The sequence below is a fragment of the Pseudomonas sp. DR48 genome (assembly GCF_019823085.1).
Taxonomy (GTDB): Bacteria; Pseudomonadota; Gammaproteobacteria; order Pseudomonadales; family Pseudomonadaceae; genus Aquipseudomonas.
In genome coordinates this window covers 4,858,333-4,873,851 of the sequence record NZ_CP081946.1, presented here as the reverse complement: position 1 = coordinate 4,873,851, position 15,519 = coordinate 4,858,333, and the positions used below count along the sequence as shown (strand labels likewise).

Here is a 15,519-nt window from a genome sequence, read left to right as displayed (position 1 = left end):
TACGAGGTCAGGGATGCAGACTTCCCTTGATGAATTCGACTACATCGTGGTTGGCGCAGGACCGGCCGGTTGTTTGCTTGCCAATCGACTGTCGGCCAACCCGCAACACCGGGTGTTGCTGCTCGAAGCCGGTGGCCGCGATAACTATGCGTGGATTCACATCCCCGTCGGTTACCTGTTCTGCATCGGCAACCCGCGCACCGACTGGTGTTTCAAGACCGAAGCGCAACCGGGCCTGCAAGGTCGTGCCTTGAGTTACCCGCGTGGCAAAGTGCTGGGCGGCTGCTCCTCGATCAACGGCATGATCTACATGCGCGGCCAGGCGGGCGACTACGATGGCTGGGCCGCCGACGGCAATCCGGGCTGGAGCTGGAACGACGTCCTGCCGCTGTTCAAGAAAAGCGAAAACCATTTTGCCGGCGACTCGGCATTTCACGGCGCTGCCGGAGAATGGCGGATCGAGCGTCAGCGGTTGTCGTGGCCGATTCTGGATGCGTTTCGCAGTGCCGCCGAGCAAAGCGGCATCGCCAGCATCGATGACTTCAACCAAGGCGATAACGAAGGCTGCGGCTATTTCCAGGTCAATCAAAAGGCCGGGATTCGCTGGAACGCAGCCAAGGCGTTTCTCAAACCGGTGCGCAACCGCCCCAACCTTACCGTATTGACCGACGTCGACGTCGATCGCGTGCTGCTGGAAAACGGTCGGGCATCGGCCGTCAGTGCGCGCTACCAGGGTCAGGCGAAAACCTTCAAGGCACGCAAGGAAATCGTCCTGTGCGCCGGCTCCGTTGGCTCGCCGAGTATTCTGCAACGTTCCGGGATCGGCCCTCGCCCACTCCTGGAAAAACTCGGGATCGGCGTGGCCCATGAGCTGCCCGGCGTCGGTGGCAACCTGCAGGATCACCTGCAATTGCGGCTGATCTACAAACTGGAAAATGCGCGCACCCTGAACCAGATCGCCGGCAGTCTGTGGGGCAAGATGGGCATGGGTCTGCGTTACCTGTATGACCGCAGCGGCCCGCTGTCGATGGCGCCGAGTCAGCTCGGTGCGTTCGCCCGATCCGGGCCGGAGCAAGCCTCGGCCAATCTCGAATACCACGTGCAGCCGCTGTCGCTGGAGCGTTTCGGCGAGCCATTGCATGCCTTCCCCGCGTTCACTGCATCGGTCTGCGATCTGCGACCGCAAAGCCGTGGCCGGGTGGAGATTCGCTCAGCCAATGCGCAGGAAGCACCGCTGATCCAGCCCAATTACCTGAGCCATCCGGAGGACTTGCGGGTCGCCGCCGACGCGATTCGCCTGACCCGGCGTATCGTCGCAGCCCCTGCCCTGCAAGCGTTTAAACCAGTGGAATACCTGCCCGGCGCCAGCTTGCAGACCGAAGAACAATTGCACGAAGCAGCAGCGCGGATTGGCACGACGATTTTCCATCCAGTGGGCACCTGCCGCATGGGCAACGACGCGGACGCGGTGGTCGACGCCGAACTGCGCGTGCACGGGATTCCCGGCCTGCGCATCGCCGATGCCTCGATCATGCCGCGCATCACCTCAGGCAACACCTGTTCGCCTACGCTGATGATTGCCGAAAAAGCTGCACAGCTGATCCTCAACCCTTTGACTGTAAACCCCTCCCCTGTGGGAGCGAGCTTGCTCGCGAAAGCGGTAGACCATCAACATTGATGAGCACTGACACGACGCATTCGCGAGCAAGCCCGCTCCCACAAGGGATCGCATCAGATTTACCGACGTAGAAATACCCCGCCGTAAGGAATACGCAACACCAGTGGAACAACAAAAACAATCACTGTGAGGGATACCGATATGTCAGAACATGTTCAGCCGCTGGACACCACGCTTAGCGTCGACACCAGCCCCGACACCCGCAAAGTCATCTTCGCCTCGTCACTCGGGACGGTTTTCGAGTGGTACGACTTTTTCCTCTATGGCGCGCTCGCGGCGGTGATCAGCAAGCAGTTTTTTGCCGGAGTCAACGACACCACGGCGTTCATCTTCGCCCTGATGGCGTTCGCCGCCGGCTTCATCGTCAGGCCCTTCGGCGCGCTGGTGTTCGGACGGCTGGGGGACATGATCGGGCGTAAATACACGTTCCTCGCAACCATCATCCTCATGGGCCTGGCGACCTTCTGCGTCGGACTGCTGCCGACCTACGCCAGCATCGGCATTGCCGCGCCGATCATCCTGGTGTTGTTGCGCATGCTCCAGGGGCTGGCCCTGGGCGGTGAATATGGCGGCGCTGCCACGTATGTCGCCGAACACGCGCCCATCGGCAAACGCGGTTTTCACACCAGCTGGATTCAATCCACGGCCACCCTCGGCCTGTTGCTGTCACTGCTGGTGGTGCTCGGGTGCCGTTACTTTACCGGTGACCAGTTCGAAGTCTGGGGCTGGCGGATTCCGTTTCTGTTTTCGATCATTCTGCTGGGCATCTCGACCTGGATTCGCCTGAGCCTGCACGAATCGCCGGCCTTCGTGAAAATGAAAGAGGAAGGCAAGCTCTGCAAGTCGCCGCTGCGCGACTCCTTCGGCAAGTGGGAAAACCTCAAAGTCGTGCTGATCGCCCTGTTCAGCATCAACGCAGGGCAAGCGGTAACCTTCTATGCCGCGCAATTCTACGTACTGTTCTTCCTCACCCAATTCCTGAAAATGGACCCGGCCCTGGCCAATAGCCTGCTGATCGTCAGCGTGATCATCGGCGCGCCGTTCTTTATCTTCTTTGGCTGGCTGTCGGACAAGGTCGGGCGCAAACCGGTGCTGATGATCGGCCTGCTGCTGGCCACTGCGCTGTACTTCCCGATTTTCAAATCCATCGCCCACTACGCCAACCCGGCCATCGACCAGGCCAGTCGCCAGGCACCGATCAGCGTGCTGGCGGACCCGGCCACCTGCACTTTCCAGTTCGACCCGGTGGGCAAGGCGAAATTTGACAGCCCTTGCGACAAGGTCAAAACCTTCCTGGTGAAACAGGGCCTGCCTTACACCAGCGAAGCGGCCCCGGCCGGCAGCGCCGTGCAAGTGAGCGTCGGCGATGTGAAAATCGATGGCTACGATGAAGCGGCGCTGCGCGGTGCAGTGGCCCTCGGCGGGTATCCGTCAAAAGCCGATACCCAGTTGGTCAACAAACCGATGATCGTGGCGCTGATCGTCGCGCTGATCATTATCTCCGCCATGTGCTACGGCCCGCTGGCCGCGCTGATGGTCGAACTGTTCCCGACACGCATCCGCTACACCTCGATGTCGCTGCCCTACCACATCGGCAATGGCTGGTTCGGTGGCTTCCTGCCGACGGTGTCGTTCGCTCTGGTGGTGTACACCGGGGATATTTTCTACGGGCTGTGGTACCCGGTGGTGATCACTGCGGTGAGCCTGGTGGTGGGGATGATCTGTCTGCGTGAAACGAAAAACGTCGACCTCGATAAAAACTGACCGGCACCGCAGAAAAAACGCCCCGCACACGCGGGTAATGCTGTTCACTTAAGACCGTTTTTGGGTTGGGGTTGGGGTTGGGGACATATCCGTTTCTGCGGTAACGGCGGCTATTGGTTCCGCCCTGACGGCGGGTCACTTGGAAAAGCGCCAAGTAACCAAGCGCTAGCGCCCCTGACGTCCGGTGCCTCGCTGTGGCTCGGCATTCCCTCACTCCGGTCCTGCTCCGTGGGCCCGCCGCCATCGGCCATCCATGGCCGGGGGCGGCTAACCCGGCATCCATGCCGGGTTGCCCACTACGCAGAACCTGCGTTCGGCCTTCCGACGGAGCAGATCAAGATCAAAATCAAAAGCTAAAGGCGAGCTAACGCTCGGCCTGAAGAGTGGTGAGAAGCCACGGGTGTACACCGTCAAAATGTGGGAGCGAGCTTGCTCGCGATGAGGCCCTGTCAGTCGGCTGTGATGTTGCCCGTAATGCCGCCATCGCGAGCAAGCTCGCTCCCACAGGTATTGAGTACATCTGCCAAAGCAACGTTGGCCGGAAGGTCACCTCGCGGTTTGATGTTGATCGTTCCCACGCTCCGCGTGGGAATGCATCCCGTGACGCTCCGCGTCACCCTTGCGCAAGACTCAAGCCTGGCGTCGACAGCGGAACGCAGAGCGTCCCCGGCGGCATTCCCACGCGGAGCATGGGAACGATCAGCAACCACTACGCGCAAGCGTTGAAGAATCAGGTCGGCCCGTAGGCCGCCTCGCTTTGGCTTTTGCGGTGCACGCCCCCTCGTGAGGCCGAGCGCAGGTTCTGCGCAGTGGGCACCGCGGCAAGGATGCCGCGGTAGCCGCCCCCGGCCATGGATGGCCGATGGCGGCGGGCCCACGGAGCAGGACCGGAGCAAGGGCATGCCGAGCTTTAGCGAGGCACCGAACGTCAGGGGCAAAAGCGCTTGGTTACTTGGCGCTTCTCCAAGTGACCCGCCGTCAGGGCGGAACCCTAAGCCGCCGTTACCGCAGAAACGGATATGCACCCAACCCCAAAACGTTCTTAAGTGAACAGCATTACGCACACGCGGGGCGTTTTCGTTAACCTGACGCAAAGCAGTCCGCAGCCCCGCCACTGACCAGAACGAGGCATCAGCACCCCATGATCATTTCATCCGCATCGGATTACCGTGAGGCCGCACGCCGCAAACTTCCGCGTTTTTTGTTCGATTACATTGATGGCGGCGCTTACGCCGAGCATACGTTGCGGGCTAACAGCGCCGACCTGACCGGCATCAGCCTGCGTCAGCGAATTCTGAAAAACGTCGAAACCCTGAGCCTGGGCACCACCCTCTTCGATCAGCCGCTTTCGATGCCCATCATTCTCGCTCCGGTCGGCCTGACCGGCATGTTCGCCCGTCGAGGTGAAGTGCAGGCCGTCAAAGCGGCGCAAAACAAAGGCATCCCGCTGTGCCTGTCGACCGTGTCGGTGTGTTCGATCGAGGAAGTCGTAGCGCAGAGTCAGCAACCCATCTGGTTTCAGTTGTATGTGTTGAAGGACCGGGGCTTCATGAAAAACGCGCTGGAGCGGGCGAAGGCGGCAGGGGTGAAAAACCTGGTATTTACTGTCGACATGCCTACTCCCGGCGCTCGTTACCGGGATGCGCATTCGGGGATGTCCGGGCCTTTTGCGTCATCGCGGCGAATGTTGCAGGCCATGACGCGACCCGACTGGGCGTTCAACGTCGGCCTCATGGGGCGCCCGCATGATCTGGGCAATATCTCGAAGTACCTGGGCAAAGCCGTCACCCTCGAGGACTACATGGGTTGGCTGGCCAACAATTTCGACCCGTCGATCAGCTGGAGCGATCTGGAGTGGATTCGTGAGTTCTGGAAAGGCCCGATGATCATCAAGGGCATCCTCGACCCTCAGGATGCCAGGGATGCGGTGAGCTTCGGCGCGGACGGGATTGTGGTGTCGAACCACGGTGGGCGGCAGCTCGATGGGGTGCTTTCTACTGCGAAGGCTTTGCCGCCGATCATGCAAGCGGTGGGGAATGATCTGACGGTGCTGGTCGATTCGGGGATCCGTTCCGGGCTCGATGTGGTGCGGATGTTGGCGTTGGGGGCGAAAGGCGTATTGCTCGGGCGCTCGATGGCTTATGCATTGGCGGCTGATGGCCAGCGTGGGGTGGAAAACATGCTGGATATTTTCGCCAGGGAGATGCGTGTGGCGATGACGTTGACCGGGGTGACTTCGATTGGTCAGATTGATGAGTCGACGTTGGTGGGGGGTGGTGTTCGTTGAGCGGGTACGCTTTGGGTGTATATCCGTTGTTTGGGTGATGGCTGCTATTGGTTCCGCTTTTACAGCGGGTCACTTGGAGAAGCGCCAAGTAACCAAGCGCTTTTGCCCCTGACGTTCGGTGCCTCGCCAAGGCTCGGCATGCCCTCGCTCCGGTCCTGCTCCGTGGGCCCGCCGCCATCGGCCATCCATGGCCGGGGGCGGCTAACCCGGCATCCTTGCCGGGTTGCCCACTGCGCAGAACCTCCACTCGGCCTCTCGAGGGGGCGTGTGCATCAAGATCAAAAGCTGCAAGCGAGCTACCGCTCGGCTTGTTGAGTGGTGAAGAGCAAAAGCACGTGTGCCTGGAAATCCATCATTCGATATTTTTCAGAACTTCAAACGTGACTTGATCGGGATAGAACGCCACGTATCCGCGAATCTGTTCGACGGACACTTTGGGGTTTTCATAGCGCCACACGGCGTTCGCGCCCTCATGCCCCGTGACTTTCAAGCTGTAGTAAGTGGCGTCGCCCTTGTAGGGGCAATAGGTTGTGTGGTCGGTGCGCGCGAAATATTGTTCGGCGATGTCCTCCCACGGAACGTAGTACACGGGAGGATAATTGGCCTCCAGCATCACCAGCGCACGTGTCGAGGCGGCGACTTGAATACCGTGAAACTTCACCAACAGGGTGTTCGGCTCTTCCGCGATGGTAATGACAGGACTGGGACCAGTGCTTTTCATGGAATGCGTTCCTCATGACGGTGATGGACCTGTGGGGCGCGCTGCGCCGCCAGAACCTGAGACCAGGGTTTATCAGGTATAACGCAATTTTCGCGACAATGACTGTCTCACAGCTGAACGGGCCGTTGGGGCGTCGCAACCTGACGCAACAGCTTTGCCTGTACATCCATACAGATAAAGATTGCTCCATCGCTCGCCACCGGCCATTCTGTGCGTCTCTTGCCAACTTGATGAACGATGGTGGTTATGCGGCTGTACCTCTGTGAGAAACCTTCCCAGGCCAAAGACATCGCGGCCGTGCTCGGCGCCAAGCGGCGTGGCGACGGTTGCTGGCTGGGAACGGACGTCACGGTCACCTGGTGCATCGGCCACCTGCTGGAAACCGCACCGCCGGACGCCTACGACGCGCGTTACAAGCGCTGGGTGCTGGCGGACCTGCCGATCATCCCCGACAAATGGAAGATGACCGTCAAGCCGCGCACGGCCAGTCAGTTCAAGGCGGTCAAGCGACTGCTCGGCGAGGCCGATGAGCTGGTGATCGCCACCGACGCCGACCGTGAGGGCGAAATGATTGCCCGGGAGCTGGTGGAGCATTGCCGTTATCGCGGGCCGATCCGCCGGCTGTGGCTGTCGGCGCTAGACGATGCATCGATACGCAAGGCACTGGCCGCGCTCAAACCGGGTGAAGAAACCTTCAGCCTTTATCACTCGGCGCTCGGACGGTCCCGGGCCGATTGGCTGATCGGCATGAACATGAGTCGGTTGTTTACGCTACTGGGGCGTCAGTCCGGTTATCAGGGCGTATTGCCGGTCGGCCGTGTGCAAACGCCGACCTTGCGCCTGGTGGTGGATCGCGATCGCAGCATTGCCGATTTCGTCCCGGTCGCCTATTGGGCCATCGACGTGCAGCTGCTGCACGATGGCACCGCGTTCACCGCGCAATGGCGTGCGGCATCCGACGCCTGTGACGATCAGGATCGCTGCCTGAACCAGGCGCTGGCCCAGCAAGCGGCCGCCGCACTGCGCGGTGCCGCGAGTGCCCGGGTGATCAAGCTACGCACTGAACGGATGCGTGAAGTCGCGCCATTGCCGTTCGATCTGGGCACCCTGCAGGAAGTCTGCTCGAAGAAACTCGGGCTCGGCGCCCAGGAAACCCTCGACATCGCCCAGGCGCTCTACGAAACCCACAAGGTCATCACCTACCCGCGCAGCGATTGCGGATTCCTGCCCCTGAGCCAGCACAGCGAAGCGCCGGGCATTCTCGCCGCGCTGCGCCAGGCCGACCCGTCGCTGAACGCCTTGAACGACCATCTGGAGCCGCAACGCCGCTCACGGGCCTGGAACGATGCCAAGGTCACGGCGCACCACGGCATCATCCCGACCGCCGCCGCCAAGAATCTCGATCGGCTGGTGGGCAAGCAGCGCGCGGTCTACACGCTGATCCGCGCGCGCTATCTGGCGCAGTTCCTGCCCAACCATGAATACGACCGCACCCAGGCCGACTTCGACTGCGCCGGCGAAGCCTTGCGCGCCGTCGGCAAGCAAATCGTCGAACCGGGCTGGAAACGTGCCCTGCCCGAGGCACTCGCCCCAGCGAAAGGCCGCGAGGCGCCAGCGCCGCAACCGCTGCCGACATTGGCCGAAGGGCTTGATTGCGCCGTCGCCGAGGTCAAGCTCAAGGACCTCTGGACGCAACCGCCCAAGCCGTTCACCGAAGGCGACCTGATCAAGGCAATGAAGAATGTCGCGAAACTGGTGGAGGACCCGCTGCTCAAACAAAAGCTCAAGGACACCACCGGCATCGGCACCGAGGCGACACGCGCCTCGATCATCCAGGGTCTGCTGGATCGCGGTTACCTGATCAAGAACGGCAAGGCCCTGGCCGCCACCCCGGCCGCCTTCAGCCTGATCGACGCGGTGCCGCGCGCGATTGCCGACCCCGGGACCACGGCCATCTGGGAGCAGGCGCTGGATATGGTGCAAAGCGGCGAGATGAGCCTGGAAGAATTCGTCACCAAGCAAGCGGCGTGGATGAGCAAGCAGGTCGCCCGTTGCGCCGGCCTGAGCCTGACCATCAGCGGGCCGGCGAGCCCGGCCGGTCGTGGCGCCACACCGTGGAAAAACAAACGCAAGCCTGCCAAGCGAAAGCCGTCGACGGGCACCAAGCGCGCGGCAAAACCGGCCAGTAAAGCTTGAGGGCACTTCGAATGGACGATGATGGTCTAGTGTTCTTCAAGCTCACGACCGCCTATTTCTGACAAGACATCGCAGCCTCGCTTCACTCGACAGCTGCCACAGGGAAAATATCTATGATTATCGTGCACCACCTGAACAACTCCCGCTCCCAACGGATTCTCTGGTTGCTGGAAGAACTGGCCATCCCTTATGAGCTGAAAACCTACCAACGTGACCCCAAGACCAACCTGGCACCGCCAGAACTGAAAGCGGTCAACGCCCTCGGCAAGTCGCCAGTAATCGAAGACGGCGCGCAAAAAGTCATCGAGTCCGCCGCGATCATCGACTACCTGATTCGCCGTCATGGCCAAGGACGCCTGCAACCCGATCCATCCACCGCCGCCTACGATGAATACATCCAGTGGCTGCACTTTGCCGAAGGCTCGGCCATGCTGCCGCTGATGCTGAACCTTTACGTCGGACGCCTGGGTGAAGCCGGTGCGCCGTTGCATCCGCGTATCAACTCGGAAGTGGCCAACTACCTCGGCTACCTCGACACGGCACTGAGCCAGTCCCCGTACTTGCTTGGCGATGAGTTCAGCGCCGCCGATATCCAGATGAGTTTCATCGGCGAGATCGCCAGAGCCCAGGGCAAACTCGGCGACTACCCTCATGTAACGGCGTGGATTGAACGGTTCCAGGCCCGCCCTGCTTACGCCGCCGCTTTGAAAAAAGGTGGGAAGTACGACTTCGCGCCTAACTGAGTGACGCCGAACGGGCCACGGATGGCCCAGCGATCAGGAGCGACCCCCACATGCCTTCGATTGAGCTGCACGCCGCACACCGCGATGAACTGGAAACCATCGAAAACCTGATGCAGTTCTACCTGTACGACTTGAGCGAATGGCTGCCGTTGAAACTCGGTGAACACGGGTTCTTCAACTTCCAGCCCAGTTGGGATTACTGGCGTAAACCCGCGACGCGGCCGTTCCTGATCAGGGTGGATGCAGAACTGGCCGGCTTCGTGACCGTGGACGACAACACCCCTATCGACGGTGCCGAATACAACATCGGCTATCTCTTTGTCAGTCGACGCTTTCGTGGCCAAGGTGTCGCGAAGTTTGTCGTTTCCACCCTCTTGAGCCGGTTCCCCGGTCAATGGCAGATTTTCCACATCGACGCGAACCAGCCGGCTCGGCTGTTCTGGGCCAAGGTGATGCCCGAACTCGCCGGCGCTGACTTCACCCTCCACCAGCAGCCGGCAGACGGTTATCCCTGCACCTTCTACCGCTTCCAGCGTTTGCCGTCATCGGCCTGACAGCCCGCCTCGCCCGCCCTTTTTTTAATTCCAAACAGCTTTGTCCGACAATATGTAGTGAGCAAAAATAATCACTACATAACGGTTGACGCCTTCGATTTGCCCTTGCATGATGCAGACATCTCCCCGATCGGGAGTGCAGCAACATGTTTGAGCAAGCTCGTCTGACCGCCGAGCTGTTTTTCCCGGATACACGCTGCCCACAAGGCAGATTGAAGAAGCTGACCTGGCCCGAACGTCCAGTACAAGGACGAGAAGCGCTGGCGATCAATCCTCATGAAGCTTGTGGCCGACCCTGAAAAAGTCGGCAGTGGCCTCCAGGTTTTCGCCGCTTCTCCTCGTTGTGACGCTAACGCGTAGCAGTTATTCAACACGACTACATGCAACAGACGCGCAACCCCGTCGATTTGACGGCCGACCGCTGACGTCCTGGTTTCGGTGCCAGGGATCAACTAACCGATGGGCTACTTGTATTAGCGAATCAACTTTGAAAGATCACCAAATGGTCAAGGGGCATATTATGAATCTGAACAATCAACCTACTATCGATGAACTGGCTCGTATCTTCGCTGCGCAAAAAGACAGCCACGACAGCCACATTCTGTGGATCAGCAAATCGGGCCAGGTTCATATCGACTGCCTGTCGCCTCACGCTCATGAAGCGGAGTTCGACCAGAACAACCAGAACCTGCTCGCCCGACTGAAGATGTACCGTCGCGGCCAGGGCTACGTTGGCAAGAAAGCCGCAGCCGACCGGGACTTCATCGGTAACGTTCTGCAAACGCTGAAACAGGCATGGGCCTCGATGCAGAACCAGAATGAAGTTCGGGTGATTGACCGGTTCTACTGATATCCCCTCCAGGGTTTATCCCGCGTCTCATCAATAAAAAGGCCCCGCTCGACTATTCGAGCGGGGCCTTTTTTTGTTTGTCTCGTGCGCAGCAAATACAGCTATGGTTAATCTTATTCGCTGTTGTGCCCTTGGAGACTTGCGATGAAAAAAACCCTGACAGTTCTGCTGTGGCTGGCAATCGCCAATACCGCCCATGCCGATATTTCCAGCCTGCCTCTGTTCGATGCCGACTGCCCCGGAAAAATAGCGGTGCATGCGGATTCCGGGGGCCCGGTCACAATCGGCGGCAAGGAAGCCGAGACCAAATCCATCGATGACCACCACTTCGAAGCCAAGGGTTCGGGCATCACTATTTCGATTGAAGTGATCGATGACGAAACGGTCAAGGTGACAGCCGCCGGCAAGGGCTCGAATGGTGTGTGCCCAACACTGGATGATTGATCCTGTCGACTAACGAGCCACCGTCCCCAACACCAGATTCATGAACGCCACCGACGCTGCGCTGTGATAGTTGTTTTTACGCCGCAGCAGCGCCGCGCCCCGAGTGGGCGCCTCTCCTTGCAACGGGATTTTTCGCAGTGCCCGGTCCTGGGTGGCAATGGGCTCCGGGAGAATGGTGGCAATCGCCGTGTGCCGAATGACTTCCAGCAGGGTGTTCACCGAGTTGACCTCGATCACCACCTTCGGCGTGATCTGCTCCAAGGCAAAGTACTCATTGATGCGGGTACGGGTGACGAAGCCGGGCGCCAGCAGCGCGAAGTCCAGTTGCGCCACCTGCTCAGCGGACAGCGCGACCTGGCTTTCATACAACGGATGATCGCGCCCCACCATCACGCCCAACGTCTCGGTAAACGCCGGGATGGATTCGATGTCGGCATTTCTGACCTGGGTAAATGCAATGGCAACGTCCAGTGAATCGTCGAGCAGCCCGGCCTCGATGTCGTCCATCGACAGCTCGAAAATCTCCAGGTGAATGTTCGGAAATTGCGCCACGTAATCGCGCACCAACGGCCCTACCAGGTACGCCATGAACGTCGGCGTCATGGCCAGGCGCAAGCTGCCGCGGGACAAATCCTTGACGTCGTGCAGCGCACGTTTCCCGGCTTCCAGCTCGACCAATACCCGACGCGCACACTCGATGTAGGCCGCCCCGGCATCGGTCGGCTTGACCGTGCGCGAGGTTCGGTCGAACAGGCTCACGCCGAGGGTTTCTTCCAGCTGGCGAATCTGCTGGGACAGGGTCGGCTGTGAAACGTGCAGTGCCTCGGCGGCGCGGGTGAAACCGCCGTGGTCGGCAACCGCCAGCAAATAACGCAAATGTCGCAGCAGCATGGGGCTCACCATCTATAGGCAGGACTTATGCGCAGCATTGTATATCGGTCTTGGACGCTATGGATCAATCGGCAGAAGATTGCTTCACACCCAAGCACTACCAACCCGATAGGAGAATCACCATGCAACAGTCCCACGCTTACAACGACCCAAGTCTGGCCCTGACCACGTCGATTCTCGATGCCAAGGCGCGGAAAAATCTGTCCTGGCAGGACCTGACCGACGGCACCGGCCTGGGCCTGGCCTACGTCACCGCCGCCCTGCTCGGCCAGCATCCACTGCCCGAGTCCGCCGCCAAGGTCATCGGCGAGAAACTGGACCTGGACGCCGACACCGTGGCCCGCCTGCAGATCATTCCGCTGCGCGGCAGCCTTTCCGGTGTCCCGACCGATCCGACCATCTACCGTTTCTACGAAATGATCCAGATCTACGGCACCACGCTCAAAGCTTTGGTCCATGAGCAATTTGGCGACGGCATCATCAGCGCGATCAACTTCAAGCTCGACATGAAGAAAGTCGAAGATCCGGAAGGCGGTTCCCGCGCCGTGATTACCCTGGACGGCAAGTTCCTGCCTCTGCGTCCTTTCTAAGCCGATCCGCAGAACACGCAATCCTGTAGCAGCTTCGCGCTGCCTGCCAGCTGCTACAGGGTAACGATCCGATTCAAAAGGAAATCACCATGAAAGCGCTCATCGAAGGTTTTTTGAAGTTCCAGAACGAAGCTTTTCCGCAACGCACCGACCTGTTCAAACACCTGGCCACCACCCAGCATCCCGGCACGTTGTTCATCACGTGCTCTGACAGTCGCGTGGTGCCGGAACTGCTGACCCAACAAGAACCCGGCGAGCTGTTTGTGATCCGCAACGCCGGCAACATCGTACCCTCCTACAGCCCGCATCCAGGCGGGGTGTCGGCCACGGTCGAATATGCCGTCGCGGTACTCGGCGTGACGGACATCGTGATCTGCGGCCATTCCGATTGCGGCGCCATGACCGCCATCGCCAAGTGCAAATGCATGGATCACCTGCCTGCCGTCAGCGGATGGCTGCAACACGCCGAGTCGGCCAAGGTCATCAACGAATCGCGCCCTCACGCTGATGACGCGGCAAAGGTGAGTTCGATGGTGCGCGAAAACGTCATCGCGCAACTGGCCAATATCCAGACCCATCCCAGCGTGCGCCTGGCCCAGGAAAAAGGTCAGTTGAACTTGCATGGTTGGGTCTACGACATCGAGACCGGTTCGATCGATGCACTGGAAGCCAGTAGCCGCACCTTTGTGTCGCTGGCCGAACACCCGACGACCTGCGCGGTTTATGGCAAAACAGTTGAAGCGGCTTGATGGTTTCAGAACGTGGCCAAAAGACGATCGGTGCAGCGCTCCCGGATTACGGGAGCGCTGCCTTTCAGACGATGGTGATTGTCATTTGTCGTCAGGTCTGGAGGACGACGACCGACGCTCAGCGGTTTCCTCGGCGTTGGGCGCCGTTGGAACGCTGCCTGGCGTGAACACGTGAGTGAGCAATTCCCTGGCATCGATCTCGACGACACCCGGCACCGAACGGGCCAGCGCAACGGCCTGCTCACACTGTTTATGGGTGATGACACGACCGCTTAACACCACTGTTCCCGCATGGGTTTTGACATGGACCTGCATGGCAAGGCTGGGTTCGGCCAATGCCAGGGCCGACTTCACCCGGCCGGTGATCCATGTGTCGTGCACGACCGCTTCCAGATCATGAGAGTAATGCTGAAATGAATTAAGTTTCATGGCGGACCTCTCTCGAAACGCAGACGCAAACACACCTTTTAGTATAGTGCGCCTGGCGTCTGCGGTCGGAAGTGGATCAGCGTTTCACCGTCAGGTCCGTCTGGGTCATGCGACTGCGAACGGTGAACACCCCGTCGCCCGACAGAATGGCGCTACGGGCGAACAGGCGGCCGCTCTCCCAGTTCGAAAGGCCCAGTTCCGGCTTGTTCAGCGCGTATTGACCGTCGACCCAACGGGTGATGCCATTGCCGACAAACGGCGCGTTGACCGCATTGTAGAAACGCTCATGCGCCGCTGCGTCCTCACTGATCAGCGACACCGTGAACTGCGGGCTGTAGCGATTGAACAAGGCGATGGCGCGGTCCAGGTCGTCGACGATGTTCAGGCTGACTTCCGGGGTTTCTTCCCATTCCCACTCGCGGCCCAACTGATCCTCTGGCAACGGCTCGGCCAAGGCTTCGGTCTGATAGCCTTCGGCGCGGTACACCTGGACGCTCGCGGTTTGCCATTCAGCCGGCAAGTACTGTTCGCTGCCCTCGACGATGTGCAATTTGCAGCCTTGGCCCCGCGCGGTGCCGGCCTGTTGCAGCGCGTCGAGGAACAGTGGCACCAGCTCCGCAGCGCGGTCACGCTGGATCAGGCAGACGTTCAGGGTGTTGCAGACCTTGCGGTCCAGGGAATTGCGCACCACGGCGGCGAAGCGCTTGGCGTCAGCGTCTTTGTCGGCAACCAGCCAGGCGCCACCGGTGCCGTGCAGGCTGACGGCGGTACCGGCCTGTTGGGCGATGCTGCCCAGTTGGCTGACCGCGCGTCCCGAACCACGGGCCACGGCCAGTGACAAACGGCGGTCGGCAAACATCGCCCAGCCCGCCGCATGATTGACGCTTTCGACCAGCGACACCGCGCCGACCGGCAATCCGGCCTCGCTGAGTGCCGGGTTCAGTGCATGAGTGACAATCGCCTGGGCGGTGCCCAACGCATCGCTGCCAATGCGCAGCACTGCGGTGTTACCGGTGCGCAACACGCCAGCCGCGTCGGCGAAGACATTCGGCCGTCCTTCGAACACAAACGCGACGATTCCGAGTGGCGACACCACTTGCTCGACTTTCCAGCCGTCGTGTTCGACGCAACTGATGACCTTGCCGCGAGTGGCCGGCGCATCGCGCCAGGCCCGCAGGCCGGCGATCATGTCGCGGCGCATGCGCTCATCGGCCAGCAGTCGTGTGGTGGAACGGCCACGGGATTTGGCGCGTTCGATGTCGGCCAGGTTGGCGGCCTCGATCAAGGCCCAGCAGTCCGGGTTTTCCAGACGTTGTGCAAAGAGATCGAAGAAGGTGCTGATCGCCTGATCCGGCACGCTGGACAGCGCGGTGAACGCCGCTTCAGCGCGCTCGATCGCGACGGCTGCCGCTTGCTGGTCCACCACCGGGATCAGCAGCAACTCGCCGCTGACCTGCTCTACCAGCAAATGGTCACCGGGCTGAAAGCGCGCGGCCAGTTCGGGGCTGACGACCGTGACACGATTACCGGCAAAAGGGATCGGCGTGCCAGCGACTAGACGTTCGAGCGCAAGAGACATGAAGCGGTTTCACCATGCAGGGGGCGGCTGGAAAATGTATAGGA

General features: G+C 60.4%; 15 protein-coding genes. 11 read left to right on the top strand and 4 right to left on the bottom strand.

Translation table 11 applies throughout. The features are described 5' to 3' along the window. Nucleotides 1–13: 13 nt before the first annotated feature. From K5K95_RS22145 to lldD, 3 genes are all read left to right on the top strand, one after another. Complete coding sequence (locus K5K95_RS22145) at nucleotides 14–1,678, top strand: GMC family oxidoreductase (RefSeq protein WP_222586115.1); 1,665 nt, start codon at nucleotides 14–16, stop codon at nucleotides 1,676–1,678. A gap of 141 nt (nucleotides 1,679–1,819) precedes the next feature. After that, entirely contained in the window at nucleotides 1,820–3,442 is a 1,623-nt protein-coding gene (locus tag K5K95_RS22140; protein ID WP_222586114.1) for an MFS transporter, read from the top strand. 1,141 nt (nucleotides 3,443–4,583) lie between these two features. Then, the gene (gene lldD / locus K5K95_RS22135) at nucleotides 4,584–5,729 is read left to right on the top strand and encodes an FMN-dependent L-lactate dehydrogenase LldD (RefSeq protein WP_222586113.1); all 1,146 of its coding nucleotides are present in this window, start codon (nucleotides 4,584–4,586) and stop codon (nucleotides 5,727–5,729) included. 352 nt (nucleotides 5,730–6,081) lie between these two features. Here lldD and K5K95_RS22130 read toward each other — a convergent pair whose 3' ends face one another. Next, nucleotides 6,082–6,450 carry a DUF427 domain-containing protein gene (locus K5K95_RS22130; RefSeq protein WP_222586112.1) on the bottom strand — a complete coding sequence of 123 codons (369 nt, stop codon included), beginning with the start codon at nucleotides 6,448–6,450 and terminating at the stop codon, nucleotides 6,082–6,084. 14 nt (nucleotides 6,451–6,464) lie between these two features. On the opposite strand from K5K95_RS22130, the gene K5K95_RS22125 reads away from it, so the two are divergent. The 6 genes from K5K95_RS22125 to K5K95_RS22100 all read left to right on the top strand — a co-directional run bounded on the left by K5K95_RS22125 (nucleotide 6,465) and on the right by K5K95_RS22100 (nucleotide 11,237). Beyond that, the gene (locus tag K5K95_RS22125; protein ID WP_222586111.1) at nucleotides 6,465–6,716 is read left to right on the top strand and encodes a hypothetical protein; all 252 of its coding nucleotides are present in this window, start codon (nucleotides 6,465–6,467) and stop codon (nucleotides 6,714–6,716) included. Beyond that, complete coding sequence (locus K5K95_RS22120; RefSeq protein WP_222586110.1) at nucleotides 6,697–8,646, top strand: DNA topoisomerase III; 1,950 nt, start codon at nucleotides 6,697–6,699, stop codon at nucleotides 8,644–8,646. The genes K5K95_RS22125 and K5K95_RS22120 overlap by 20 nt, the downstream gene beginning before the upstream one ends. A 113-nt stretch (nucleotides 8,647–8,759) precedes the next feature. Next, complete coding sequence (locus K5K95_RS22115) at nucleotides 8,760–9,389, top strand: glutathione S-transferase family protein (protein ID WP_222586109.1); 630 nt, start codon at nucleotides 8,760–8,762, stop codon at nucleotides 9,387–9,389. A gap of 50 nt (nucleotides 9,390–9,439) precedes the next feature. Next, nucleotides 9,440–9,943, top strand: a complete 504-nt coding sequence (locus K5K95_RS22110) for a GNAT family N-acetyltransferase (RefSeq protein ID WP_222586108.1) — start codon at nucleotides 9,440–9,442, stop codon at nucleotides 9,941–9,943. A 520-nt stretch (nucleotides 9,944–10,463) separates the two neighbouring features. After that, complete coding sequence (locus K5K95_RS22105; RefSeq protein WP_208667882.1) at nucleotides 10,464–10,793, top strand: hypothetical protein; 330 nt, start codon at nucleotides 10,464–10,466, stop codon at nucleotides 10,791–10,793. 144 nt (nucleotides 10,794–10,937) lie between these two features. Beyond that, entirely contained in the window at nucleotides 10,938–11,237 is a 300-nt protein-coding gene (locus tag K5K95_RS22100; protein ID WP_222586107.1) for a hypothetical protein, read from the top strand. A gap of 9 nt (nucleotides 11,238–11,246) precedes the next feature. On the opposite strand, the gene cynR is transcribed toward K5K95_RS22100, so the two are convergent. Next, nucleotides 11,247–12,128: a transcriptional regulator CynR gene (cynR, locus tag K5K95_RS22095; protein WP_222586106.1), complete on the bottom strand. Its 882-nt coding sequence runs from the start codon at nucleotides 12,126–12,128 to the stop codon at nucleotides 11,247–11,249. A 122-nt stretch (nucleotides 12,129–12,250) separates the two neighbouring features. Between cynR and cynS the strand changes: the two genes are divergently transcribed. Together cynS and K5K95_RS22085 are read left to right on the top strand one after the other, a co-directional pair. After that, on the top strand, nucleotides 12,251–12,718 hold the full coding sequence (gene cynS / locus K5K95_RS22090) for a cyanase (RefSeq protein WP_008043963.1): 468 nt from the start codon (nucleotides 12,251–12,253) through the stop codon (nucleotides 12,716–12,718). A gap of 89 nt (nucleotides 12,719–12,807) precedes the next feature. Further along, nucleotides 12,808–13,467: a carbonic anhydrase gene (locus K5K95_RS22085; protein WP_222586105.1), complete on the top strand. Its 660-nt coding sequence runs from the start codon at nucleotides 12,808–12,810 to the stop codon at nucleotides 13,465–13,467. A gap of 81 nt (nucleotides 13,468–13,548) precedes the next feature. On the opposite strand, the gene K5K95_RS22080 is transcribed toward K5K95_RS22085, so the two are convergent. Next, nucleotides 13,549–13,896, bottom strand: coding sequence for a BON domain-containing protein (locus K5K95_RS22080; RefSeq protein ID WP_222586104.1), 348 nt, complete (start codon nucleotides 13,894–13,896; stop codon nucleotides 13,549–13,551). 76 nt (nucleotides 13,897–13,972) lie between these two features. Continuing rightward, a complete protein-coding gene (locus K5K95_RS22075; protein ID WP_222586103.1) occupies nucleotides 13,973–15,475 on the bottom strand; it encodes an aldehyde dehydrogenase family protein in 1,503 nt (500 codons plus the stop codon). Nucleotides 15,476–15,519 lie beyond the last annotated feature (44 nt).

What these genes read in the sequence shown, in the direction of transcription:
- K5K95_RS22145 (WP_222586115.1), top strand. Translation starts at nt 14, where the DNA reads ATGCAGACTTCCCTTGATGAATTCGACTACATCGTGGTTGGCGCAGGA.
- K5K95_RS22140 (WP_222586114.1), top strand. Translation starts at nt 1,820, where the DNA reads ATGTCAGAACATGTTCAGCCGCTGGACACCACGCTTAGCGTCGACACC.
- lldD (WP_222586113.1), top strand. Translation starts at nt 4,584, where the DNA reads ATGATCATTTCATCCGCATCGGATTACCGTGAGGCCGCACGCCGCAAA.
- K5K95_RS22130 (WP_222586112.1), bottom strand. Translation starts at nt 6,450, where the DNA reads ATGAAAAGCACTGGTCCCAGTCCTGTCATTACCATCGCGGAAGAGCCG.
- K5K95_RS22125 (WP_222586111.1), top strand. Translation starts at nt 6,465, where the DNA reads ATGACGGTGATGGACCTGTGGGGCGCGCTGCGCCGCCAGAACCTGAGA.
- K5K95_RS22120 (WP_222586110.1), top strand. Translation starts at nt 6,697, where the DNA reads ATGCGGCTGTACCTCTGTGAGAAACCTTCCCAGGCCAAAGACATCGCG.
- K5K95_RS22115 (WP_222586109.1), top strand. Translation starts at nt 8,760, where the DNA reads ATGATTATCGTGCACCACCTGAACAACTCCCGCTCCCAACGGATTCTC.
- K5K95_RS22110 (WP_222586108.1), top strand. Translation starts at nt 9,440, where the DNA reads ATGCCTTCGATTGAGCTGCACGCCGCACACCGCGATGAACTGGAAACC.
- K5K95_RS22105 (WP_208667882.1), top strand. Translation starts at nt 10,464, where the DNA reads ATGAATCTGAACAATCAACCTACTATCGATGAACTGGCTCGTATCTTC.
- K5K95_RS22100 (WP_222586107.1), top strand. Translation starts at nt 10,938, where the DNA reads ATGAAAAAAACCCTGACAGTTCTGCTGTGGCTGGCAATCGCCAATACC.
- cynR (WP_222586106.1), bottom strand. Translation starts at nt 12,128, where the DNA reads ATGCTGCTGCGACATTTGCGTTATTTGCTGGCGGTTGCCGACCACGGC.
- cynS (WP_008043963.1), top strand. Translation starts at nt 12,251, where the DNA reads ATGCAACAGTCCCACGCTTACAACGACCCAAGTCTGGCCCTGACCACG.
- K5K95_RS22085 (WP_222586105.1), top strand. Translation starts at nt 12,808, where the DNA reads ATGAAAGCGCTCATCGAAGGTTTTTTGAAGTTCCAGAACGAAGCTTTT.
- K5K95_RS22080 (WP_222586104.1), bottom strand. Translation starts at nt 13,896, where the DNA reads ATGAAACTTAATTCATTTCAGCATTACTCTCATGATCTGGAAGCGGTC.
- K5K95_RS22075 (WP_222586103.1), bottom strand. Translation starts at nt 15,475, where the DNA reads ATGTCTCTTGCGCTCGAACGTCTAGTCGCTGGCACGCCGATCCCTTTT.